Here is a 22,911-nt window from a genome sequence, read left to right as displayed (position 1 = left end):
TCGTCATCCGCTCCCGTGCGAGTGGAGCAGATCGAACAGACGGTCGTCCGCCAACCCCGTCTCGGCGGCCGCATCGAGGAACACCTCGTTGACGGTGTATAGGCCGAGCTTCCGATAGGATTCGAACTGCGATTCGTCGAAAAACTGATCGGCAGTCGATTCATGCGGAAATGCCGGGTGGCTTGCCGCATAGTCGAGGATGTCGGTCGGCTCTTGTCCCGTCAGAGACGGCTTGAGATACAACAAGAGGCCGCTCGTCGCGCCGGGATCGACGAGATCGTACCGAATCCTGCCGACCACGTGGCGGCGTTCGCTGAAGGGCGACCCCGCTTTCCTCCGCAGCTTCTCGACGTCCAACTCGATTTCAATACCCAAATCGATTCGAATTTTCCTGATGGCGTTCCCAAGGTCTGAGAACCGGGAGAGTTGGTCGCAGCCGGCATCGCTCACGACGATGACGCGGCATCGGCGGCGTACCATCTCATACAGGGCCAGGTTCTCAAAGTGCCCGCCGTCGGAGAGATACACATAGCGCCGCTCGTCGTTGGTCAACCCGAAGGCTTCGGACAGCAGGGGGCCGACGGCAAACTCGGGGCAGGATCTCCGATAGGCTGTCCGGCCCGCCTCTCCCGGATTTCCCAGCCACCATCCCAACCGGATGTTGAACAGAGTCAGCAGCAGCGTCACCGCGGGAGACGAATGATAGCCCATATTAGGACTCGCGGCTGCGCCTGAGATGGCCAGCGCGGTGCCGATCGTGATGGCTTGGCCTACCGCGGGATTCTTTCCATATTCCCGAGTCGGGCGGTAACCGCCCGGGATCATGTTCCCGCTTCCGCAGTGCAGCGGGCTGGCCGTGAAGGACTGCGCCTTTCGCTGCTGCCACGCCAGATTGTTTCCGTGGACCAGGTTCAAGGCAATATTGACGACGTGGAAGGGCCGCTGGACCGCTGCGCCCACGGGGGCCAACTCCGCCATCTGAAAATTGTCGTGGGAGTCGAATCCGGTGAAGAGATTCGGCGTTCGCTCCGTGCCGCGCGACGCTCCGAGATAGGCGCGTATCAGTCGATTGCGGTACATGGCGTGGAGCGAAAACTTGTTGATATTGATGTAGAAGGACATCAAGACGGCGAACAGAGCCAAGCCGGCGATGTATGCCCCGACTTGCAGCAAGGGCGCGCTGTGCAGTACCGCGCTGTTCAGTGTGGCGAGCGCCATCAGCACCAATACAATCGTCAGCGGCGCGAGCAGGAGCACGTATCCTTTCGTCGCGATTTTTGCCCACAGGTTCGGTCGCTCCTGCTCCGGCTGCCCCGCGGTTCGTGCGCTGAACCCCAACGCGATCGTCACGAGTCCGGTCACACCCCCGGCGGAGGTGATCCAGCCGGGGATCTGTGCGAGCACGAGAGGGCCGAAGAGCACGATCCCGCAGATGCCCGTCCAACTCACGGTGGCGATCAGGACCCAGGACCCAGAACGGCCCCACCATTCGCGGTCGTCGTCTCCGGTGGAGCGGCTGGCGATGCCGATGAACACGGAGGCCGCGAGCAGAAATAGGGACAAGAATCCCGGAACGGCGGCGCAGGTGTACCAGTCCTCAAATCGCGGGAGTCCGGACAGCGGAGCCGATTTGGCCAGGGTGAGCCACAACAAACTGCCGCCCAGCAACCCGCTGAGTACGATGGTCAGGAGTTCGAGGTAGCGCCAGAGGTCGTTCCACGGACGTCGCAGCACCAGCGCGGCAGTCAGCCAGGCGAGGGTGTGCATGAGCGCCCCTCCCACCCAAAACGTCGTCAGACTCGACCATCCGTTGAGCGTCATATGTTCCACGGTCCGCTCGGCTCGTAGATGCCAATACCATCCGAACGACAGGCTGGCGACACCCAGCAGCAAGGGAGCGAGGCACAATCCAAGAAATGCCGGCTGACTTTCGAACCGTCGCCATGATGGAGAGGTGCGCAGTTTCCAGAGGCTCGGGCGGCAGAGGTGGAGATAGACGAGACTGACCAGCAGCAGCGTGCTCCCCAGAAATGCGCAGAACCCGGCGAGCAGGTCCGGCGCCAGACTCCTCAACGCCGCCCGGTACAAGAGCGGCACGGCTAGTCCGGCGAGCAGAAACGGAATGAAGACCAACCAATTGAGGACGAGATTGCGCAAATAGGTGCCCACCAGCGTCCACGAGTCTGCGGACATGAACCCCAGGCGCGGGCTGAGGTAGTTGCTGTAGGCGCGAAGATAGGCGACGGGCAGCGGTTCGACACAGTCCGGCTGCGGCGGCTGTTGCAACTCCTCTTCGACACCGGCAAGACCTCGCCGGTGATTCTTGATCCAGGCCGACAGCCAGCTGCCGATGTAGCCGCCTCCGGAGACCGTCGAGAGATAGTCGAACCGGTCCAGGAGTTTGAGCTTGGCCAGGCCTTGGATTACGCCGAGGGCGAAGGTCGCGCTGCGGATGCCTCCTCCGGAGAGGCACAGGGCCGCCTGCCGGCGTGGGAGGCCATGGATGCGCGCATAGGCCGATGCGAGTCGTTCAGATTCGGAAGCCGCCGGAGGGCCGGCCGGAAGCGGCCCGTGAAGCGCGGCATATTCCTCCTCCAACACCCTGGCCAGCGAATAGGGTCCCTGCTCCTGGGAGTTCGTCATGATGGTCCGGCGCCCGCTACGAGGCTTCGATGAAGTTGACGATCCGATGCTTGTATTGTTCGACCACTTTGCGCGCGGCTTTCACGAGCAGCGCGCCGTGACACGGCGTGTTGATCTTGAACTGCGTGGGAATCAGCGCGACGGTTTGCTTGATCTGGAGGGGAGTCACGTCGGCGGGAAAGTCGCCTCGGCAAACGTCTGGAAGATCATTGTAACCGCTCCACTCGGCGTCGACATGCTTCAGCACGACGATTCTTAGATGGGCAAAATCGGGTAGGATGACGCCCTGCGTTCGCAGGCTGTGCCATAAGAGCGTCTGATAGGTGTTGGCCCGCTCCTCCATGATGCCGACGATGCGTGAAGGGTCTTCGCGGAAGACTTGAAACCCCTTGTCGTTGTGGTCCAGGGCGGCGGCTCCGGCGTCGAACGGGAACGAGGTGTCGATCACGATGATCAGTCCGCGCTTCGGCGATCCCTGAGGGATCTTCTTCAGGAACAAGGTGGTCAATGATTCCGTTCCGAGGTTGTCGAACAGTCCGCCGTCGCCGACGTGCAAGTAGGTCGGCGTTCCTTCGATCTGATACGTCACGGGGCCGACGACGGGAGGGAACGAGGCCGACGTCGCGACGGCGAGCGACAGCCGGAGGTTTCGGTAGTCCGCCCCGATGCGTTCGAAGGTCAGCGGGAGAAAGTGCCGGCTCGCTTCGTCGAGACCTTTTTGAATGATGGCCATACCTTCGGGGGTGACCGGCACAGGGCGGGCGGGACTTTTGAGTTCCTTGGTGAGAAGGCTGATGAAGTCGTAGTCGAAATCGGCGGCCGGCAACGTGGTGAAGGCGAAGCGTTGTCCGGAGTTGTAGACGGTTCCGTTGAGAATGGCTCGGGGAATGTCGCCGCGCCGCTCACGCTCGTAGAGCTGAGCGAAGGTCATTTCGTTGAGGAATTGCGCGTCCCAGACCTCGGACAGCGAGTAGGCCAGCTTGGTCGGATTCAGCGCCCGGAAATACGTCAGTTGCCGGATCAGGCCGCGTTTCAGAAAGTTCGTCTGCATGGCCGTCCGATACTCCGAGAAAAACTCCCGATAGCGCGGGGAAAGCCCCTGCTCACCCAGCATAGACTCGGACTTCGGCGGCTTCTTGGCCACATAGTAGGCGGTGGCCAGGCTTCCGCCCGAGACGCTCGACATGTAACCGACCGTCTCGAGGACGCTGCGCGTGGTTCCCTTGAATTGGACCGGTGTTTCCGCGAGCGCCTCCAGCGCGCCGGCTGCGAACGTCGCGGCTCTGCTTCCGCCGCCGGAGACGGCCAAGCCGACCATGAGATCTTGGTCGGGGAGCGGAGCAAACAAGGCCTCAGCGCCCTGCGGCTGCGCCGGCAGGTGCTGAACCTTGGCGAAGCAGCCGGTCAGAATCAACCCGGCGACCAGGGTCATGGCGACGGCGACACTCCTCATCATAATAATAGCGACCTTTCTCGAATCGGCTCAGCGGTTCCCGATGTTCAGCGCCACTGTGTGGCGGGCGGTTTCACCTGAGGAGAGCAGTCGCCCCCACGCTCGACCAGCTTCTTTGCGCACGCTAGTGCTTCTTCAGCATGAGCCGGTCGGTCCAGGCCAACAGAATGGCCGAGCTGAGAAAGGTCAAGTGGATGAATATTTTCCATTTGATGTGCTCCGGATTTTCATTGGCCACATCGACGAAAGCCTTGAGGAGGTGGATACTGGAGATTCCGATGAGGGAGGCTGCGAGCTTGATCTTGATCGTGCCGGGATCGACGTGGGTCAGCCAGTCGGGGCGGTCCGGATGGGTCTCAAGATTCAGCTTGCTGACGAACGTCGCGTAGCCTCCGATGATCACCATGGTCAAGAGATTGGCCACCATCGTCACATCGATCAGGCCCAGCACCCCCAGCATGAACTTCGTCTCTTCCAATCGCCGGATGTGCACCGCCATGTCCCACAGTTCGACGAGAAACTTGTACGCGTACAGCAGCTCGGCGACGATCAGGCCTCCGTACAAAGGCGCCTGGATCCAGCGGCTGGCAAACACGATTGTTTCGAACACTTGCTCGACGGGATGGGTGTCCTCCCGGTCGGATTCGAGGGCGCTATCGGGAGCGGGCGGGGTTCCGCTGGACATAGTGTCTCCTCAACGAATGGATCTCTGTGAATGCGCGCGTGTGGAAGTGTCGACGGAACGGACGGTCGGCTGCCGTTCTCTGTGTGGCGGACCGACTCAAGTGATCGGTATCCTAGTGGCGAGCGGCGTCGCTGTCAATTGTTCGAGCCGTCTGTGTCGCATGGATCGCGCAGCGGTAAAGCCGGGATGGTGACGGTCCCGACCGAGCCCGTAGACGCAGACGGCAGGGGTCACTTGGGTGTGGGCGGTGCGCTCAGATTCTTGAAGCTTCCGGCGTAGAAGGCCGCAACTTGCGAGCGTCGACCGATCTGAAGCTTGGAGTAGATGTTTGCCAGGTAATTCTTGACGGTCTTCTCGCTCAGGTTCAGCTGCCCGGCGATCTCCTTGTTGGTCAAGCCCTCGGCCACGAACGGAAGCAATCGTTGTTCCTGCGGGGACAGGAGGGGACGCTTGGACGCCCCCGGCTGCGACGGTCCGTGTTTGATCAGCTGCAGCGTGTACTTGGTGAGTCGGGGATCCATCAACGGCTGGCCCGAGGCCACGGTCTTGATCGCTTTGACCAGGACGTCGGCTGCGATGTCCTTGAGCACGTAGCCTTGGCCTCCCGACAGAATCGCCTCCAGGACCGTATGGTCGTCCGCAAAGCTGGTTAGAAACAACACACGGGTATTCGGACAGGCCGCGAGAATATCGCGCGCGGCCTCTACGCCGCTGCCGTCGGGAAGGCGAATATCCAGGAGGACCAGATCCGGTTTGAGCCGGAGACACAACCGTGTGGCTTCGTCCTTGCGGGAGGCCTGTCCGACGACCTTGATGCCGGGCGTCAGATCCAGGACGGCGGCCAGTCCGATCCGCACGACTTCGTGGTCGTCGACGATCAGGAGGCGGATGTGTGCGGTGCGCGCCGCCATTATGACGGCTCCGTTCGCGACAGCTCCACGGTGACGCAGGTGCCGTAGTTCGGTTTGCTGGTCAGCCGCAGCCGGGCGCCGATCTTTTTCGCCCTGGCGGCCATGTTCGCAAGGCCGTGACCCTGTTTGCGTTCGAGCTTCGGCACGAAGCCGATGCCGTCGTCGCAGATTTGCATCCGCATACCGGCGGGCCCCAGCGAGCTGAGTCGGACGGACCGATGCGTCGCGTTGGCATGGCGCACGCTGTTGCTCAGCGCTTCGCGCGCGATATTCAGCAGCTGCTCGGCCTGTTCCGTGGTGATGAGGTCGAGCACGCCCTCCTTGATCTCCAGCTCGGGAGGACGATGTCCGGTCGTCGAGAAAGACGAAACCAGTTGGCGCAACGCCTGGTGGAGGTTCATCTTTGCGCCTCCGCCCCGCTTCAGCAAGGCGATGTAGTGCCGCACGTCGTTCACGAGGCGATTCAACTGGTCGATCGCCTGGCTCGCGTGGTTCCTCGACTTCCTGACGGACTTCCCGGCCGCCAACGCGCTGGCCTCCAGCTGCATCCCTACCGCGTAGAGCGATTGCAGGATATTGTCGTGCAAATCCTGGCTGAGTCGTTCGCGCTCCTCCGTGGCACGCTTCTGATCCGTGATGTCCTGTACGACAGCGAGCAGCAGCGGGCCCGGCTGGTTGGGTAGTTCGATCCCGGTCGCCTTCAGGGACACCCAGATCGTCTCGCCTGTTTTCCGCAGATACCGCTTCTCAATCGAGTACTCTTTCAGAATCCCTCGATAGAAGTCGTCGGTCAGTTCGAGATTGGGAGCAAGATCGTCCGGGTGGGTGTAGAGGTCGTAGCTTCGACCGATCAACTCCCGCTCGTCATATCCCGTCAGTTCGCAGAATGCTCTGTTGGCGCTCATCAACCGCCTGTGCCGGTCCAAGATGACCAGCCCGACCGGCGCTTCGGAGACGAACCGCTGCAGACGCAATTCGCTGGTGCGCAGCGCGCTCTCGGCTTGCTTCTGTTCGGTGATGTCGCTGCCCACGGTCAAGACACAGGTCGACCCGTGAACTTCGATGATTTCGCTGGAGACGAGCACTTGACGGATGGTCCCGTCCTTCGCTTTCAGCGACATTTCGTAATTGCGAACGACGTTCTCGCGCCGCAGCTTCTCGAAGAATGTCTCGCGTTCCTCAAGGTCCGCGCAAAGTCCCAAGGCAACCGCCGTTCGGCCGACGACCTCGCCCCGTTCGTAGCCGAAGAGCTTGAGCGCCGCGTCGTTGACCTCAAGACACTTTCCCGAGTCCAACACGGTCATAATCACCGGGTAGGGGCTTGATCGAAATGCCTTGGCAAACCGCTCTTCGCTGGCACGCAGGGCTTTCTGCGCCTGGATCCGTTGTTCCTCCGTTCCGATGGCCGCCGCCAGTATCCCCATCAACCGCTCGTCCGCTTCGGTCGGGATGAAATCACGATCAAAGACCACACACAGCGAACCGACCGCCTCGTCATCGATCGAAACGACCTTGCCGATGTATGTTTGCAATTGATACAGGCGGACGTTTGGGTCGGTCTCGGCATAGGAGGTGTCGGGAAGATGACGGATGGTGACGAGGTCGGCCTCTCCACGCCGAATCAACTCCGTGCACAAATGGCCTTCGGCCCTGTCCACCGCCTGAAACTCCGGAGGCGCCTGCCACTGACCTACCGCGGAGAGGAACTCTCCTTCGAGTCGCGAATAGAGGGCGCAGCTCCCCTCGAGGAGCCCTCCGCAGAGGGCGGTCAGTCGCTGGACATTCTCCAGCGGATCGCCTCCAGACTTGAGAAAACACTCGTTAATGCGCTCCAGCCGTCGTTCAGCCAGGCTGCGGTCTGATTCTACGGCGATCCACTTCGCCATCAGCAGCAGGAAGTCTTTGTCCGCCTCGCTGAACGGCGTCGGTCGCGGCTCCGCGCTGAGGAAGCAAATCGTGCCGTGCATTTTGCTTTCACCCCGCACTCTCGTGCCGATGTAACACTCGAAACCGAGCGTCTCATAGCCTGGATGATCGACCCATCCCGAGGCCTTCGCGTGCTCGAACGAGACCACTCGCTTCGATTCCAACGTGGCGCAGCAGTACGTCTGGCGCAGAGGCAGTCGCATGCCGGGGGAAAAGGCAGTGAGGGGCCCGCAGATGTGCGTGATCTCCACTTCATCACCGCGCAGTCTGGTCACGACGCCGATCGGGAGCCGGAACCGGCGGCAGCCGAGTTCCAAGACGGTCTGAATTCGTTGCTCGTGGCTGAGTCCGGGATTCGAGGTGGCCTCATGCAGCGACCGGATCGCTTGCTCGCTGTCGCGCAAGGTCTCTTGGGCTTGTTTCTGATCCGTGACATCCCGCACGACGCATGCCACGGTTGCCGAGGCATCGTCGAAGGCAGGAATCCGGCTCATAATGGCTGAGAAATTCCGAGGTTGCCCATTGATCGGAATTGTGTACTCGATGGGTTCAGGCCGGCCGGTGGCGAGCACTCGACGAATGGCGTCGAGGTAGCGCGCGCCTTCCTGGGCGCCGAAGATGTCGCGCAATCGCTTGCCGACCACCTCGCGCCGCGGGACCAGCAGATTCTCCTCGTTGCGCGTCCACACGCTCAGATAGGTCCCGTTTTCGTCGAATTCGAAGGCCAGATCATCCAGCGCATCGAGGAACGAACGCAGGCGGAGTTCGCTCTTCAACTGAGCCGCTTCGGCTCGTTTGAGATCGGATTGATCGACGTAGAGGCCGACGGCGGTCGAGACCGCTCCGTCGTTCAGTCGCACGAAGACCGGCCAGAGTAGGAGATTCAGGATCGCGCCGTCCTTCCGGCGGCGGCGAAGCTCAATCGGCCCTTGGACCTCTCCGCGCAAGCCCTGCTCCCACAGGGTGTCCGCCGTTGACGCTTCATCTTCCGGGACATAGGGAAGTTCGCGGCCCAGGACTTCCTCTTCGGTCCAGCCGAACAATCTGGTCGCGGCCGGATTCCACGTCGTCACCCGCGCGTCACAATCGAGGCTGATGATCGGGAGCGGAGAAGCCCGCACGAGTGTCTGGAGGAGATGGGTGGTTCGACGAACAGCGTCCTCGGCTTCCTTCCGAGCGTGGATACTCTGAATGACGGCGATCAAATAGGCCGGCGCGCCGGAAGCGGCCCGGACGAGCGACACGGTCATGTCGACCCATACCCAGACATCGTCGCTGCGTAAGTAGCGCTTTTCCATCGAGAAGGACGGGCGGGTTCCGGCGAGCAATTCTTGGAGACATCCGATGCTGGGTTCGAGGTCGTCGGGATGGAGGAGATCCTGGAACGTCCGCTGGAGCAACATCGCCGACGAATAGTCCAACGTTTCGCACAGTCGGGGGTTCACGCGGACGAACCGCCCGTTCAAATCGAGCTGGGCGATCCCGATCCCTGCATGTTCATAGAGGGCCCTCCACCGCTCCTCGCTCTCCCTGACGATCTCCTCGGTGCGGCGTCTGGCGGTCACGTCCTCGCACACCACGAGCACCAGGGTCTGGCCGGTTCGATCCTGAATCGCCTGCGCCCGTTCTCGTACCCAGAGCTCCGTGCCGTTTTTCCGGATCTTCTGAATTTCCCATTCGAACAACTTGCCGGGGTTCGTCATGCAGAGACTGAGCTGTCTCAGGACGACCTCATGGTCGTCCGGTTTGAACACCGGAAGAACCGATCGACCGATCAAATCGGCCGGCTCATATCCCAACTGCTCCGCGCCGTACTTATTAACGGAGATAACCACCCCTCCCGCTGACAGGGTGAAATACATGGAGGGATTGTTGTCGTAGAGCGACCGATATCGCTGCTCGCTCTCATGCCTTTCCGACTCGACGGATTCATGCTGACGTCGATGGTGGTCCAAGTGCCCGATGACGTGCGCAAGCTGCGCGTCGCAATCCCGAATACGGCCGCGGAGCGCGGCGCTTAGACGTTGGTCGAGTCCATCGTCGAATTCGACGGATTGCTCCATGGCTCGACGGAGCTCGGTCAATTGCGTGAGCAGGAGATGGAGGTCGGTCGCGGCGGAGGGCTCGCTGTCGGACTGCCGAATCATGGGCTGCTCCATGTCGGACCGGTCGGCCGGCTGATCGAATCCGGTGCTCGATGCCATACGGGTTGCCGGGACCGTGGACGCACCGCTAGCATAGAACGCTTTGTCGCGGAATTGCTAGATCAAAGGACCGGCCGAAAGCGAGACGGGCAGATCGGGTAGAACAGACAGAACGGTTTCCTAGGTATTGGGCCCCGAGTACGTCGAACGGCCTTCCTTGACGAACCATGCCACCGCCTCGGTGCGGCGTCTGACGTTGAGCTTCTCGAAGATGTTCGCGAGGTAGTTTTTGACCGTCTTGTCGCTTAGGCTCAGATGCGCCGCGATTTCCTTGTTGGTTTTGCCTTGCGCGAGGAGAGGCACGATCAAACGCTCTTGAGGGGAGAGCTTGGGGATTTGGCGGCCGTTGCCCTCCGCCCGGTACTGCGTTCGGATCCAATGCAGCGCCTGCTGGGCGACCCGGGGGTCCAAATGGCCGCGGCCGCCGGCGACCGCGCGGATGGCCTGGATCAATTCGTCGGTGCGAATATCCTTTAGGACGTATCCGTGGGCGCCGCTCTGCACGGCGCCGATGATCGACGCGTCCTCCGCGTAGCTCGTCAAGATGAGAATGCGCAGATTGGGCGCAACGGCGAGGAGCTTGCGGCAAGCGTCCATGCCGGTCGCGTCCGGTAATTTGACGTCGAGGAGGACTACGTGAGGTTTGACCAGCTCCACCACGGCCAACGCCTCCGCCACGGTCCCGGCCTCCCCGATGATCTTGAAGTCCTGCTCCAGGCTCAACAGCGAGCGGAGTCCGTGTCGGACGACCTCATGATCGTCGACGATGACGATCTTGAGCGGGAGATCCTTTATCATAGCGCCAGATGCTCGGGTTCCAGAGAGAACTCCACCAGAATGTGGGTTCCTTCTCCGACATGCGAGCGGACTAAGAGTCGCCCGCCGAGCTTCTTGGCCCGTGCGGACATGTTGGCAAATCCATACCCCTTTGTGCGATTGTCTCCCGGCGTGAAGCCCACCCCGTCATCCGCGATCGCCAACCGGAGGTGAGGTCCTTGGGCGTAGAGGGAGATGCTGGCTCGAGTCGCCTTGGCATGGCGGACGCAGTTGCTCACCGCCTCTCGAATGATCATCAAGACTTCCCGCTTTTCTTCGTTGGTCGCTATGGCGATGGCGCGAGGCGCGATATCAATGCTGATCTGAAGCGTGCTGATGTCTCGGTAGGTCCTGATGAGGGCCTTGAGCTCGGACACGAGGTCGAATTCCTGCACGTTGCCTGATTCCAGGGTGCGGATCATGTTCCGGACCTCTTGGATCAGGGTGTTGAGCTGCTCGATGAGCAGATCGTCAGCGCGGTCGGACAACGGCTGCCGCTGAGGCTGTGCCCGTCGGTTCGATTCTATGGTCAGCCCGATGGCGTACAGCGACTGCAGCACGCAGTCGTGCAAGTCTCGCGTGAGCTGTCCGCGGTCCTCGACCAAGGCCGCCAATCGTTGCTCCATGGCCCGCAATGCCGCGGTCAGATCGTCGCGGCTCTTCGCTGGGCCGAAGGTTTCCATGCCCCCGACCGCGCCCTGACTGTGTTGGGCCGGTCGAAAGCGCTGTGGTCTTGTGCCGGATTGGCCGGCGCCCCTGATCACCTGGAACCCATGCGTGCGATCGCCCACGCCTCACCTCTCCCTTTCCGCCAGGCGGATTGCCGTGGCCGTCTCGGTGGCTGCGCCACACAACGCTCTCAATACTGGACCCTAACTATCACGATCGTCGTGCGCGATCACCTGGCGAGTCGGCCAGGTGACGGAGTTGACGGGAAATGAAACCATTCGTCGCGTCTGCACTGCTTTGAACCCTTGCTCGGACGATTTTGAACCCTTGTTCAGAAGGAGGACAGGATGAGCGGAACGAGCGACTTGGTGGTAGCCGAAGAAAAGCGGATTTCCTTCCAGGAAGGCGCGTTCCTTGTGAAGACACTGGAACGGAAATCTGAATGGTGCCAGGCGTACCGGCTTCGTCATCGGGTATTTGCCGAGCGATTAAGATGGGTGCCGGAGCGTTCGGACCGACTTGAATCCGACATGTACGACGCCTGGAGCACCTCGATCGGAGTGTTTTCCGCCGACTCGACCCTTCTGGGCTTGGTTCGGATGACGCAGGCCCCGGTGCCGTTCATGCTGGAAAGCGAATTCAGCGCCTGTCTCGTGGGACAACACGAAGTACGGAAAGAGCTGGATACCGCGGAAATTACCAGGTTGAGCGTCGACCCGGATATTACCGACCGAGGTCTTTCGGCGAAGCTGGTGCGCACGATCTTTAAGGGGATGTATCAGTGGTGTGTGGCCCATGATGTCCGTTACACCTATATGGTCGTCGAGCACAGGCTGTTGCGGGTCGTGGAACGAATGGGTTGGCCCTGCCGTTCCATCGGAGCGCCTGTCGCCTTGCCTCCCGCCGAAGTGTCGTCGATCGGCGCGTTGCTCGATCTGGATGAATTTCGATGTCAGGCGGCGGTGCAACGCCCTGACATGTTGCGGTGGCTCACCGACTGCGGCATCGCTGAGACGCGGCCGAGCCTGAGCTCAGAGAATTCTACGGATGGGCTTCACGCGGAATTGGCGGGAGGGCGGCGATTGGTTCTGGCGGCGTAGACCTAGGCACGCCGCTCGGTTTTAACAGCGGTTAACTGGCAGTCGGAAGGCCGTGAAGCGCGGGGAGACCGTGCTCGATGGCCGTGGCAACAGCCTGTGATCGAGAGGTGACTTCCAACTTGGCAAAGATCCCTTCGATGTGGAAACGGACCGTTCGTTCACTGACGCCGAGAATTTTGCCGATTTCCCAGTTCGTCTTGCCGTTTTTCATCCAATTGAGGATGGTGACTTCCCGCGGCGAGAGTTCTTTGACACATCGATCCGTTTCTCGAAGACTCTTCGGCGCCGTGCGCATCAGGGCCATGTGGATGTGATACCCCATATACTCGACGAGAGGAATCAGACGCTCGGCATCGAGAGCCTGATCGCTGGCGAACGAACAGAAGGTCGCCAATCCGCAGGCCTGATCGACCGAGCCGGTCGTAATACCATCGCCGAGTCCGAACTGCCTCGCGGTCGCGATGAATTCCTGTTGTTTCTCCGTGGTCATGTGCTGATAGGTGGCGCGCCAATGTTGTGTGCCGGGGGAGCGTAAGGCCGACGTGAAGACCGGGTCGATTTCGGCGTACCCGCTCTTCCAATACAAGTACAGCCATTCGTCCGGATAGCTCCCATTGACAATATTGGCGAACCCTGCAAAGGTGCCACCCGTGCCGAGACGGACGAGTCCTCCCAATGTGCGCGTGAAGGGAAAATATTCTTGAAAACGGAGCAGGACGTCACGGACATCGTCCGGAGTCTGCGCCTGAGTCGTGTAGTGAAGCACTTCGATAAAGTTCTGACATTCGGATTTCGACATAGCGTCGAAGACATGTCGCGGGAAGGGCTGCTTCTTGGGGGAATGTGCCATCGTCGCCTCCAGATCTAGCGGTGTTGAAGCATAACACATCGGTCTTCCTATTGCGATATTGAGCGGAGCGCAAAGATAGTGTCCTTCGGCCCTAGTCCAAGCGGCCCTAACTCAGTCCATACAGCCCGAGCCGCTCCTCAACCGCTCCTACGATGGCGACGGGTCCCGGTCCTCGTCATCGTATTCATTTTTGGATGGGGTCTCTGTATTTCTGCTTCTCCCGTCCAAGCCCAAGCCTTGCGGTTCCAGCCACAGGGAGCCGCCGCAGCAGGCCAGGGCAATGCCTTCGTCGCGCAGGCCGATGATCCCTCCGCCATCCACTACAATCCGGCCGGATTGACGCAAGTCTCGGGCATTCAGGCCTACATGGGGACAGCGCTGGTTGGTGGGTCCATCAATTTTGCCGGTTCAACGGGGGCCACGACTCACGGCGATCTGGGCGGCAGCATCGCGATCCCACCTCCCAGCCATTTCTATCTGAGTGCCAATCTCGGAGCTGTCGGCCTGACCGGACTGTCCGCAGCCACGGTCGGCATCGCCGTGACCAGTCCCTTTGGGCTTAATACGCGCTATCCCACGGACGGACCGTTCAATACCGTGGTCACGGCCGCGACATTGCCGCTCATCGATATCAAGCCGACTGTGGCCTATCAAGTCACCGATTCACTCTCCGTCGGCGTCAACGCCGATATCTATACGTTCGCCGGCTTTCTCGGTGAAGGTCACGCCCAGTTGCAACAGGTGTCGCCGGGAGTGGCAGGAATTCCGGCCGGGGCCTCGTTGGAAATGTATGGCAACGGCACCGCCGTTGGGTTCGCTGCCAGTCTCCTCTATACACCGCTCAAGAGCGCCGAAGGCCTGCCGGTCCTCTCGATCGGATTCGTGTATCACAGCCAGGCGGTCTTGCCGCTCAACGGCGCCCTCCTCGTCAATGGGGCCAAAGCCGCGGACGCGTCCACGAGCCTGGGGTTGCCGCAAATTTTCTCCGGCGGGATTGCGCTGTGGCCCATCCGGACCGTTGAGCGGGAGTGGAAGCTGGAGGTCGACCTCGAGTATGTCGGCTGGACATCGGCAAAAAATCTCGACATCCATCTGTCGAACGGTGCGACCCTGCCCCTTCCGCAACAGTGGAACAATGTGCCGGTTGTGGCCGTGGGGACCGAGTACAAGTGGCTCCGCCCCGAATGGTTGCGTCATTGGGACGTCGCCCTTCGGGGCGGATACACTCGAACACAGAATCCGGTGCCCGACCAGACGTTCAATCCCGCCACGGCGTCATTGACGGCCAATACGATCTCGATCGGCGGCGGCTTTCTGTGCCGCGAGGGCGGTCGTTTTCTGGGGATGATCCCGTGCGGGGGAGGATCATGGCTCTTGCCGAAGGCGATCGGGGTGGATGCCGCATACCAGGCGTGGCTCTACGAATCGCGGACCGTGACAGGCAATCTCTATCCGACGGTCGACGGGCGGTACGATGGCTCGGTCCAGCTGGGCATCGTGAGCCTCCGATTTGTGTACTGACCGACTCAATCAGGGACCGGCGGACCCCTCACCGAGCGTCGGGAAGCGCTTTGCGAAGCTCCGCAACCGTCCGCTCGTCGATCCCCGATTTCCGCAGGTCGTCGTCGCTGGCGGCGGCCACTCGCTCGACACTGCCGAATCGTTTGAGCAAGCGCGCGCGTCTGATCTCGCCGATCCCGATGATCTGGTCCAATTTCGACGACAAAAGTGCTTTGCCGCGCAACGTGCGATGAAACGACACGGCGAAACGGTGCGCTTCGTCGCGAATCCGTTGCAGCAAATGGGTGGCCGGCGACTGTCCTCTCAGGGGTACCGGGTTCTTCCGCCCCGCCAGGTAGACGCGCTCGTCCTTTTCGCCGCGCGCCTTCGCCAGGCCGATCACGGGGAGCCGGTCCTCCCCGACCTCCTTGAGCCCCTCGATGGCGGCGGCCAACTGACCCAGTCCGCCGTCGATGAGGACGAGGTCGGGGCGCGCCAAGTGTTCCATGCCGCCGTATCGCCGTGAGACGGCTTCCCGAATGCTGGCAAAATCGTTGGCTCCTTCGACGGTCGTGATCTTGAACTTCCGATAATCGGCCTTCTTCATGCGGCCCTCTTCCCACACGACCATGGAGGCGACGGATTGGGCGCCCATGGTGTTGGAAATGTCGAAGCCCTCGATGCGGACGGGCGCCCGGTCGAGCCGTAACAGCCGCCGAAGTTCCTCGCCTGCCTGGCGGTCGATCGCTTCATCGCGCAGATGGTCGGTCGCCGATGACGCGGCGTTTTCTTCGGCCAGCTTCACCAGCTGATGTTTCGCACCCCGTTCGGGCACGAGCACCCGCACGGCCTCCCCCCGCTTCTCCGACAGCCACCGGGTGATCAAGCCGACATCCGGAATGTCCACCGGGACCAGCAGCTCGGCCGGCGGCAGGCCGTCCTTGTTGTAGAATTGCTCGATGGCGGCGACCACCAATTCGTCGTCGGGCGTGTCGGCGGCATGGGGCCAGAAGAAGTCTTTCCGCCCGATCAAGAGCCCTCCCCGCACGAACAGGAGTTGAAGGTCCACCGAGGCGCCCAGTCGTGCGATGCCGATGACATCCTGATCGACCGAGACCGTCTGGGTGATCCGCTGCCGCTCGAGGGTTCGCTCGATCTTGAACATGCGGTCGCGCAGGCGCGCCGCCTCTTCGAAATCTTCCCGCTCCGCCGCGGCCTCCATGCCCGCTCGGAGCTCGTCCAACAACTCGCGGTCCCGTCCCTCCAGGAAGTGGCGCACCTGTTTGACGATCGCATGGTACTCGTCTCTGGATTGATTGCCGGTGCAGGGGGCCATGCACCGTTTGATCTCGAATTCGATGCAGGCGCGTTCGGCCGTGCCGTCGATGTCGATGGCGCAGGTGGCCAGGGGGAACACCCTTCTGATCACCTTCAACGTCTCCCGCAACGCGCCGGCCGGCGTGTAAGGTCCATAGTACAAGGCGCCGTCCCGTTGCACCCGGCGGACGATCGACAGGCGGGGGAAGTCTTCTTTGACCGGCAGCCGGAGGTAGGGGTACTGCTTGTCGTCGCGGAGGACCACGTTGAACCGGGGCCGTTGGCGTTTGACGAGATTGCTCTCGAGGATCAACGCTTCGAGTTCGGAGCGCGTGACCATCGTTTCTAGATCGGCGATCAGACCGACCAGCAGGGCGGTCTTAGGAGAATGGTCGCCGCCCTTCTGGAAATACGAGCGCACGCGATCGGTCAACACAGCGGCTTTTCCGATATACAGTACCTCGCCCGCCGCGTCCTTGAAAATGTAGACACCCGGTTGGTTCGGAAGGCGGGCCAGCTTCGATTGAAGAACGTCATCCGTCATACGTCAACCGTCGTTCGACACGTGTAAGGATAACAGGAACGGGGCGTTCGTTTCTTCCGAGCGGCGTTCGACGAATGACGATTGACGAGTATCTTACTTCAGCCCGCGCACGAACGACGGGCTCAGCGCGCCGCGTGCCACCTCGGCGACCGGTCCTTTCATGGTCAGGCCGAAGTCCCGCGCGACCTTGATCGTGAGCGCTCCGCCCGGCATGTTGACGGTGACCGGAGATCGCACGAGGCCCAGTCGGACCGCGGCGGAAGCCGCGGCGCAGGAAGAGGAACCGGACGCCTGCGTTTCTCCTGCGCCCCGCTCCCAGATCAGGATGAAGAGGTGAGTCGGACCGGTCGGAACGGCCAGTTGCACGTTAGTCCGCTTGGGAAAGATCGCGTGATGTTCCAATGCCGGTCCGAGCGCCAGCAGCTCCTCCCGCGACCAGGATTCGCCCGCCGGTTTGAAGATGACGCAGTGAGGATTGCCTACACTGACTCCGGTGAAACGGAGCGAACGTCCGGCCGCGTCGATCGGCTCCCGGAGCAATTCGCCGGCGCTCAGCGTGCAGGGGAGCGCAGCCGGATCGAACGTGGCCCGGCCCATCTCGACGGTGGCGGAGGCCGCGTCCCCGTGGCGGTCGAGGTGCAAGGCGATGCTCACCAGGCCGCCCTTGGTCTCCACCGTAAAGCGGGTTTGTTTTGTGCGGCCGGTCGCATACAGGTAACGCGCGAAAATGCGAAGCCCGTTCCCGGACTTTTCCGCTTCGCTGCCGTCCGGATTGAAAATACGAAGGCCGAAATCGGCCTGCCTCGTCGGGACGATGGCGAGGATGCCGTCGCTGCCGAGCCCCCAATTGCGGTCGCAGATCCGCTTGATGCTACGAGGCGTCAGGGAGAAGGTCAGTTCCTTGGGATCCATGACGAGATAATCGTTCCCAAGGCCGTGTCCCCGAAAGAATCCGTTCTTCATCGCGCGCGCTCCTTTTCAAAGACGTCCGTCGATCGTCATGCGGCATACGTCAATCGGGAAGAAGGTACTTCGGAGGGAGCCAAGCGGTCAATGCGGGGAGTTCGACGATCGGGTCGCTGTTTGACGCTTGAGGTACGGCGGGCTTCGACAGGTTTACACGATGTTCACGCCGGCCGGCCGCTCGATGAGCTCCACCTCGTAGCCGTCCGGGGCGTCGATGAAGATGAACCGGCTGCCCGACGACGTGGTGGTGGGCCCGTCCGTGATCGGCACACCCTTGGCGCCGAGCGCGGCGATCGTGTCCTCCAGATTGTCGACCTGGAAGGCCAAATGGACGAGATCTGCCTGCACGTGGACCGGGCCGCTGGGCGGGAAGCTCGTCAACTCGATCAGTTCGTCGCTGTTGGGCACCCGCAGAAACGCCAGTTGCGAACCACGAGGGGATGTCTTTCGTTGCAGCACGTCCAGGCCCAGGACCTCCGTATAGAACCGGATCGTCCGGTCCAGGTCGCTGACGCGCATTCTGGTGTGGAGAAACTTGACGATACGCATGGTTGGTTCCTCACTCCCGCATGCAGGGTCCGGTGGTTTTTCTGAGGAGCACCTCGGCGGAGCCGGGAATGAGAAGATCGGGGATCGCGCCGATCTCCTGATAACCGTGCTTCCGGTAAAACCGTCGGGCCGGTTCGTTGAAATCGGAGACACAGATGAAGAGATTCTTCGCGCGGGCGAAGACCAGCGCTTCGACATGCGCCAGCAATCGAGATCCGAGGCCCAGACCTCTGGCCGTCTCCGCCACGCCCAAGAGATCCAGATAATCGCCGAGGAGAAACTTCTGGCGGACGACTGCGATGCCGGCGGCGGTGCCGCCCTGTTCCACGACGTAGCTCTCGCGGCTCGGCGGGAGGGGAGAGAAATAGCGGTCCCAATCGGCGGCGGTATGCCCCAGCCGCTTCCATGGGTCGGACTCCAGCAGCAGGCGGATGACGGGCTCGCGATCCTCCGGCCTCATGGCTCTGACGGCGGCGGGGTTCATGGAACGGCCGGGGCGCAGGTCAGGACGTCGCTGACGGTCATCGGTGTCAGGTGCCGTTGCGGTAGGATCTGTTCGTAGAGGCGGGTGACGACTTCATAGGTATGCGCGCCCTTGCCGTTGGCGTGCATCACGATGATGCTGCCCTGTTTGGTGAGGCGCGACAGCCGGCGTTCGATCTGGTCCGCGGACAGCGCCGGGTCCGGATCGCCTGAGACGACGCTCCAGAGAATGAACCGAAGCCCCAGAGCTTTCACGAGATCCACGGTCTCTGCGTTGTATTCACCGTAGGGAGGCCGAAAGAGCGGAGCCCGGCGGTCGTATTTCGTCTTCAACAGCGTGACGGGACCAAGAATCTCCTGTTTCTGGCCTTCCGGCGAACGTGTCGGGAGATGGGCATGGACTTGCCCGTGCGTCCCGACCTCGAAAAACGGGACCGCGAGCAGTTCCCTGACCCGCTCTTCGTGCTTTGCCATCCAGGTGCCGGACATGAAAAAGGTCGCGGCGATTCGATGTTCGACCAGATAGTCGATCAGTCGTTGATCGTAGCCGCCGGCCCCGCGCACTGGACAGAGGTCGAAAGTGAGCGCGACGCCGGGACAGAACGCCGGCCCGGACGTGATGACCTGGGCAAGGGCCGAGGCACCGGCGGTGAAGAGTATCAGCGCCGGAGCGAGGGCCAGACCGACGCATGCGGCATGCTTCGACATGTCTGCCAGTATACCCCAACGGCTGAGAGTTGACGCCGGAATTCACCCGCTGCTACCGTGACGGTATGTCCATGCCTACCTTCGAAATCGGTCGAGCCCTTGGTATTCCGATCCGTGTACACCTGTCGTGGTTTCTGGTCTTCGTGTTCGTCAGCTGGACGCTGGCCACGGGCTATCTGCCCGAGACCTTGCCCGGCCTCTCCGGTCAACGATATTGGGGTATGGGAGCGGCGGCCGCACTGCTGTTGTTCCTTTCCGTGGTCCTGCACGAGCTTGGCCACTCGTACGTGGCCCAGCGGTACCAGATTCCGATCGGGCAGATTACGCTGTTCATCTTCGGCGGCGTCGCCCACATGGGGAAAGAGCCGCCGAGTCCTCGGGCGGAATTTCTGATCGCCATCGCCGGCCCGGTCGTCAGCCTCGCGCTGGGCCTGTTGTGCCTCGGTGGGTCGATCGTCGCGGAGTCGGTGCTCCATCATTCCGGCGCGCAGGGATTCGCCGTGCTCGGAGGGTTGCTGGGCATCGTCAACGTCAATCTTGGGCTGTTCAATCTTCTCCCCGGTTTCCCCTTGGACGGAGGCCGTGTCCTGCGCGCCGGTCTGTGGGCTTGGGGGAAAAACTTTCATCGGGCGACCGGTCAGGCCGCGACCGTCGGATTCCTGTTCGGTATCGTTCTTGCCGGCTTCGGCGCGCTGCTCATCGGCGGCGCGGTCGCCGGCGCGCTGGATCCCTCCCTGGCCGGCAACGGCGGGTGGCTCCTGTTCATCGGCGTGTTTCTGTCCGGCGCGGCCTGGAGCGCCCGCCGTCAAGTCGGCCTCCGCATCATGCTCGACGCCACCAGGGTCCGTGACGTCATGATCCGCAACGTCGTGTCGATTTCTCCGGGCCTCTCCCTGCAGGGCGCCGTGGACGACTTTTTCGTCGCCTACGGATTCAGCGGATTTCCCGTGACGGAGTATGAACGGATCGTCGGCATCGTGACGGCGGACGACGTGCAGGCCGTCCCGCAGGCGCTGTGGGCGTGGAAAACCGTCCGCGAGATCATGCGACCCTCGACCGAGGCACTGTTCATTCCGGCGGACTGGTCCGTCAGGCAGGCGCTGGACCGGATGATTCAGGAAGGCTGGGATCGCCTGGTTGTGACGGAGGAAGGCGGTCCGATAGGGTTGATTACGCGGTCGTCGGTGGCCCGCTTTCTTCAATTGCGCAAGAGTTGACGGCGGTCAGCGCCCCGGTGCCGGCGCGATCAGTCCGCTCGAGCGACCGAGATGTTCTGCGCGATCGCGATGCGGATGAGGTGAACGACGAGGAGGAATCCGTAAACGACGCAAAAGAACTTGAACGTCACCCGATAGAAATCCATCAACAGGACCGGAAGGCAGAGCGCGAAGAGCAGGCTGGCGATCAGCGTGGCGAACGTGAGCCGTCGGCAGAATTCATAGGACGCTTCCTTCCCGATGGGCTTCAAGGCCCTGGCGTAACGTTCCGCGCGCTGGAGGCGGGCGTCGTTCAAGGTCGCATTGCTCGGCCCCCAATACCGCAGGCGGAAATATCCCAACGTGATAAACGCCCAGGGCATGGCCCACAGCGGCCAGTACGCGGAACCTTGATAGAGATCGCTGCTCAACAGCGTTGCGAACGACGGGGCATAGATGAGTCCCAGAATCAGCGGCAGAATCCGCTCGTCCCGGGGCTGTTCCCCGTCCGGGCCGCCGTGGATGAGCTCGCGTTCGAACAACGGATAGCCGTATTTCAGGACGACCAGCGCGATCGCGGCGCTCATGGTCTTGTCCGGCACATAGCGGACCCAGTTCTGGAACCAGTTCACGACCCACCAGCTGACGCTCTCCGCCCATGTCAGTCCGAAGAGAGATTCAATGTATTCGTGCGCCGCCCGCTCCCATTGCAGGACTCTCACACTGAGGGTTTCGGCGACTTCGGGATTGAGGGAAAACACCGAATGTTCCTGCAGCGCCGCCTGGACGAACGTGCCGGGGAGGCTCATCACGACCGCGCCCCCGACGCCGAAGAGGTAGAGAAACCAAGCGTGAGAAAGGGCCGAACTTTTCCCGGTCCTGAGGTACTTGCGAAAACCCGCCTTCCTGGCCATCCAGCCCCAGTAGAACGCGCCGGTCATGCTCACCAGAGACCAGGGAAAGATCACGACGTCCGCGCCGGCCTCCGGATAGAGCAGCCAGTTGACGATCGAATTCGACATGAGGGCCGCGATGGCGCCCCACCAGGGTCCGAGCAGGAACGCCACCAGCGCCGTGCCGGTCATATCCAGGAAAAGAATACTCTCCAGATGGCGGCTCAGGGTGAGTCCGACGTAATTCAACAGGAGGCCCGCTGCGACGATGACGCCGGTCTCATACATCAGCAGGTAGGACGTGCCCCGGAGCGGTTTGGCCGAGAAGAAATCAATGGAAGGCGCGGCTTCAGACCAGGACTTTTCGCCGGACGAGGGAGCGCTTCGGGACTCCCGTTTGGTCTTCAGGCGGTTTTGTATGTCCAGGAGCTTTTCCATGAGTGTCAGCATCGCCACCACGAAGCCCGCGATGGTGCCCCCCAACATCATGAATTCTTTTCCGAAGTCGTCGGACATCCTGGATCCCTCCGTTGTGTGGACCATTCTAGCCAGGAAGCAGACCCCTCGCCAGAAAAAGCCCACAAGCCGACAGAGGGCGCGATCGGACGGGCGTCAGAGTGCGGATGGCGGCCGATTGAGGGCGGCGACTCCGGTCGTCTGAAGCCGCGGCTGCAGTGAACGAGCGACGACGGCTCCGAACAGGAAGAGACTGGCCGAATAGTACAACCACAGCAACAGCAGGACGACTTCCAGCAGGGAGCCGTACAGATCCGTGTACACCGTGGCATAGTCCCGGTACGTGATGAAGAGCAACTTGGCGGCGACCCAGAGCAGGCTGAAGGTCAGTGCGCCGATCATGGCCTCACGCCAGGCGGGGCGGCGGCGCGGGACGTAGCGATAGAGCGCGGTCACGGTGAGGAAGGCCAGGGCAAAGGGCAGCGTGTAGGTGAGGAAGAAGTCGTGCGCCGCCAAGGCCAGAAAGTCCAGGCCCCACAGGCGCGGCGCGTATGCCACCAGGATGTCCACGGACTGGGTTGCCACGTAGGACACGATGAGCAGCAGGCCGACGACCCCGAGCAAGGTCACGGAGATGACGATGGAAATGAGCGGATGGCGTTGTGTGGTGCTGTCGAAGACGACGTTGAGCGTGTAGTCGAGCTCATAGAAAACCAGCGTGCCGAACCACGCGAAGGATAGAAAGACCAACCAACGCACGGTTTCCATCTCGGCCACCCGCTGCAACTCTTCCGCCAGCCGTGCTCCGAGAATGGGCAGGAAGCCCTTGAGAAAACTCAGGAGGACCTGACCTCCGATCACATCGTGGCTCACGACGAAGCTCACGCCGTAGAGCAGCAAGAAGACGAGCGGAAACAGAGAGAGCAGCGAAAAAAATGCCAGAGATGCGGCAAGGCTGCCGCACCCGTGCCGGAGAAACGACCGTATGAGACTGCCCAGCAGTCGCCAGATTTCCATGACGGACTCGCAGACGTGAGGAATC

The 22,911-nt window shown here is 61.8% G+C and carries 18 protein-coding genes; 3 read left to right on the top strand and 15 right to left on the bottom strand.

What is annotated here, in order from left to right:
* Positions 1 to 3: 3 nt before the first annotated feature.
* The 7 genes from P0111_15630 to P0111_15600 form a co-directional block, all read right to left on the bottom strand.
* Positions 4 to 2,643 carry a patatin-like phospholipase family protein gene (locus P0111_15630; protein ID MDF0645461.1) on the bottom strand — a complete coding sequence of 880 codons (2,640 nt, stop codon included), beginning with the start codon at positions 2,641 to 2,643 and terminating at the stop codon, positions 4 to 6.
* Positions 2,644 to 2,659: 16 nt separating this feature from the next.
* Entirely contained in the window at positions 2,660 to 4,099 is a 1,440-nt protein-coding gene (locus P0111_15625) for a patatin-like phospholipase family protein (protein ID MDF0645460.1), read from the bottom strand.
* Between the two features lie 121 nt (positions 4,100 to 4,220).
* A complete protein-coding gene (locus P0111_15620; protein MDF0645459.1) occupies positions 4,221 to 4,781 on the bottom strand; it encodes a TIGR00645 family protein in 561 nt (186 codons plus the stop codon).
* 230 nt (positions 4,782 to 5,011) lie between these two features.
* The gene (locus P0111_15615) at positions 5,012 to 5,692 is read right to left on the bottom strand and encodes a response regulator transcription factor (protein MDF0645458.1); all 681 of its coding nucleotides are present in this window, start codon (positions 5,690 to 5,692) and stop codon (positions 5,012 to 5,014) included.
* A complete protein-coding gene (locus tag P0111_15610; GenBank protein ID MDF0645457.1) occupies positions 5,692 to 9,822 on the bottom strand; it encodes a PAS domain S-box protein in 4,131 nt (1,376 codons plus the stop codon). The genes P0111_15615 and P0111_15610 overlap by 1 nt, the downstream gene beginning before the upstream one ends.
* Before the next feature lie 120 nt (positions 9,823 to 9,942).
* The gene (locus P0111_15605) at positions 9,943 to 10,620 is read right to left on the bottom strand and encodes a response regulator transcription factor (GenBank protein ID MDF0645456.1); all 678 of its coding nucleotides are present in this window, start codon (positions 10,618 to 10,620) and stop codon (positions 9,943 to 9,945) included.
* On the bottom strand, positions 10,617 to 11,429 hold the full coding sequence (locus P0111_15600; GenBank protein ID MDF0645455.1) for a histidine kinase: 813 nt from the start codon (positions 11,427 to 11,429) through the stop codon (positions 10,617 to 10,619). Before P0111_15600 ends, P0111_15605 begins: the two co-directional genes overlap by 4 nt.
* Positions 11,430 to 11,654: 225 nt before the next feature.
* On the opposite strand from P0111_15600, the gene P0111_15595 reads away from it, so the two are divergent.
* Positions 11,655 to 12,407 (top strand): acyl-homoserine-lactone synthase, encoded by a 753-nt coding sequence (locus P0111_15595; protein MDF0645454.1) that lies wholly within the window; start codon positions 11,655 to 11,657, stop codon positions 12,405 to 12,407.
* A gap of 31 nt (positions 12,408 to 12,438) precedes the next feature.
* Here the strand turns inward: P0111_15595 and P0111_15590 are convergent, their stop codons facing one another.
* The gene (locus tag P0111_15590) at positions 12,439 to 13,257 is read right to left on the bottom strand and encodes a LuxR C-terminal-related transcriptional regulator (GenBank protein MDF0645453.1); all 819 of its coding nucleotides are present in this window, start codon (positions 13,255 to 13,257) and stop codon (positions 12,439 to 12,441) included.
* A 237-nt stretch (positions 13,258 to 13,494) separates the two neighbouring features.
* On the opposite strand from P0111_15590, the gene P0111_15585 reads away from it, so the two are divergent.
* Positions 13,495 to 14,778 (top strand): outer membrane protein transport protein, encoded by a 1,284-nt coding sequence (locus P0111_15585; GenBank protein ID MDF0645452.1) that lies wholly within the window; start codon positions 13,495 to 13,497, stop codon positions 14,776 to 14,778.
* A gap of 28 nt (positions 14,779 to 14,806) precedes the next feature.
* On the opposite strand, the gene uvrC is transcribed toward P0111_15585, so the two are convergent.
* The 5 genes from uvrC to P0111_15560 all read right to left on the bottom strand — a co-directional run bounded on the left by uvrC (position 14,807) and on the right by P0111_15560 (position 19,324).
* On the bottom strand, positions 14,807 to 16,618 hold the full coding sequence (uvrC, locus tag P0111_15580; protein ID MDF0645451.1) for an excinuclease ABC subunit UvrC: 1,812 nt from the start codon (positions 16,616 to 16,618) through the stop codon (positions 14,807 to 14,809).
* Between the two features lie 93 nt (positions 16,619 to 16,711).
* A complete protein-coding gene (gene dapF / locus P0111_15575; protein ID MDF0645450.1) occupies positions 16,712 to 17,581 on the bottom strand; it encodes a diaminopimelate epimerase in 870 nt (289 codons plus the stop codon).
* A 153-nt stretch (positions 17,582 to 17,734) separates the two neighbouring features.
* On the bottom strand, positions 17,735 to 18,133 hold the full coding sequence (locus tag P0111_15570; protein MDF0645449.1) for a VOC family protein: 399 nt from the start codon (positions 18,131 to 18,133) through the stop codon (positions 17,735 to 17,737).
* Positions 18,134 to 18,143: 10 nt separating this feature from the next.
* Complete coding sequence (locus P0111_15565) at positions 18,144 to 18,617, bottom strand: GNAT family N-acetyltransferase (protein MDF0645448.1); 474 nt, start codon at positions 18,615 to 18,617, stop codon at positions 18,144 to 18,146.
* Complete coding sequence (locus P0111_15560) at positions 18,614 to 19,324, bottom strand: polysaccharide deacetylase family protein (protein ID MDF0645447.1); 711 nt, start codon at positions 19,322 to 19,324, stop codon at positions 18,614 to 18,616. The genes P0111_15565 and P0111_15560 overlap by 4 nt, the downstream gene beginning before the upstream one ends.
* A 71-nt stretch (positions 19,325 to 19,395) precedes the next feature.
* Between P0111_15560 and P0111_15555 the strand changes: the two genes are divergently transcribed.
* Positions 19,396 to 20,541: a site-2 protease family protein gene (locus P0111_15555; protein ID MDF0645446.1), complete on the top strand. Its 1,146-nt coding sequence runs from the start codon at positions 19,396 to 19,398 to the stop codon at positions 20,539 to 20,541.
* Between the two features lie 29 nt (positions 20,542 to 20,570).
* Here P0111_15555 and P0111_15550 read toward each other — a convergent pair whose 3' ends face one another.
* Entirely contained in the window at positions 20,571 to 21,929 is a 1,359-nt protein-coding gene (locus tag P0111_15550; GenBank protein ID MDF0645445.1) for a hypothetical protein, read from the bottom strand.
* A 96-nt stretch (positions 21,930 to 22,025) separates the two neighbouring features.
* Positions 22,026 to 22,886 (bottom strand): YihY/virulence factor BrkB family protein, encoded by an 861-nt coding sequence (locus tag P0111_15545; GenBank protein MDF0645444.1) that lies wholly within the window; start codon positions 22,884 to 22,886, stop codon positions 22,026 to 22,028.
* Between the last annotated feature and the right edge of the window lie 25 nt (positions 22,887 to 22,911).

This window comes from Nitrospira sp., from assembly GCA_029194535.1.
In the GTDB taxonomy this organism is placed as follows: Bacteria; Nitrospirota; Nitrospiria; order Nitrospirales; family Nitrospiraceae; genus Nitrospira_C.
This window is presented reverse-complemented; position numbering and strand designations above follow the sequence as displayed.

Excerpts from the sequence above, each read along its gene's own strand:
- P0111_15630 (MDF0645461.1), bottom strand. The coding sequence starts at position 2,643 with ATGACGAACTCCCAGGAGCAGGGACCCTATTCGCTGGCCAGGGTGTTG.
- P0111_15625 (MDF0645460.1), bottom strand. The coding sequence starts at position 4,099 with ATGATGAGGAGTGTCGCCGTCGCCATGACCCTGGTCGCCGGGTTGATT.
- P0111_15620 (MDF0645459.1), bottom strand. The coding sequence starts at position 4,781 with ATGTCCAGCGGAACCCCGCCCGCTCCCGATAGCGCCCTCGAATCCGAC.
- P0111_15615 (MDF0645458.1), bottom strand. The coding sequence starts at position 5,692 with ATGGCGGCGCGCACCGCACACATCCGCCTCCTGATCGTCGACGACCAC.
- P0111_15610 (MDF0645457.1), bottom strand. The coding sequence starts at position 9,822 with ATGGCATCGAGCACCGGATTCGATCAGCCGGCCGACCGGTCCGACATG.
- P0111_15605 (MDF0645456.1), bottom strand. The coding sequence starts at position 10,620 with ATGATAAAGGATCTCCCGCTCAAGATCGTCATCGTCGACGATCATGAG.
- P0111_15595 (MDF0645454.1), top strand. The coding sequence starts at position 11,655 with ATGAGCGGAACGAGCGACTTGGTGGTAGCCGAAGAAAAGCGGATTTCC.
- P0111_15590 (MDF0645453.1), bottom strand. The coding sequence starts at position 13,257 with ATGGCACATTCCCCCAAGAAGCAGCCCTTCCCGCGACATGTCTTCGAC.
- uvrC (MDF0645451.1), bottom strand. The coding sequence starts at position 16,618 with ATGACGGATGACGTTCTTCAATCGAAGCTGGCCCGCCTTCCGAACCAA.
- dapF (MDF0645450.1), bottom strand. The coding sequence starts at position 17,581 with ATGAAGAACGGATTCTTTCGGGGACACGGCCTTGGGAACGATTATCTC.
- P0111_15570 (MDF0645449.1), bottom strand. The coding sequence starts at position 18,133 with ATGCGTATCGTCAAGTTTCTCCACACCAGAATGCGCGTCAGCGACCTG.
- P0111_15565 (MDF0645448.1), bottom strand. The coding sequence starts at position 18,617 with ATGAACCCCGCCGCCGTCAGAGCCATGAGGCCGGAGGATCGCGAGCCC.
- P0111_15560 (MDF0645447.1), bottom strand. The coding sequence starts at position 19,324 with ATGTCGAAGCATGCCGCATGCGTCGGTCTGGCCCTCGCTCCGGCGCTG.
- P0111_15555 (MDF0645446.1), top strand. The coding sequence starts at position 19,396 with ATGCCTACCTTCGAAATCGGTCGAGCCCTTGGTATTCCGATCCGTGTA.
- P0111_15550 (MDF0645445.1), bottom strand. The coding sequence starts at position 21,929 with ATGTCCGACGACTTCGGAAAAGAATTCATGATGTTGGGGGGCACCATC.
- P0111_15545 (MDF0645444.1), bottom strand. The coding sequence starts at position 22,886 with ATGGAAATCTGGCGACTGCTGGGCAGTCTCATACGGTCGTTTCTCCGG.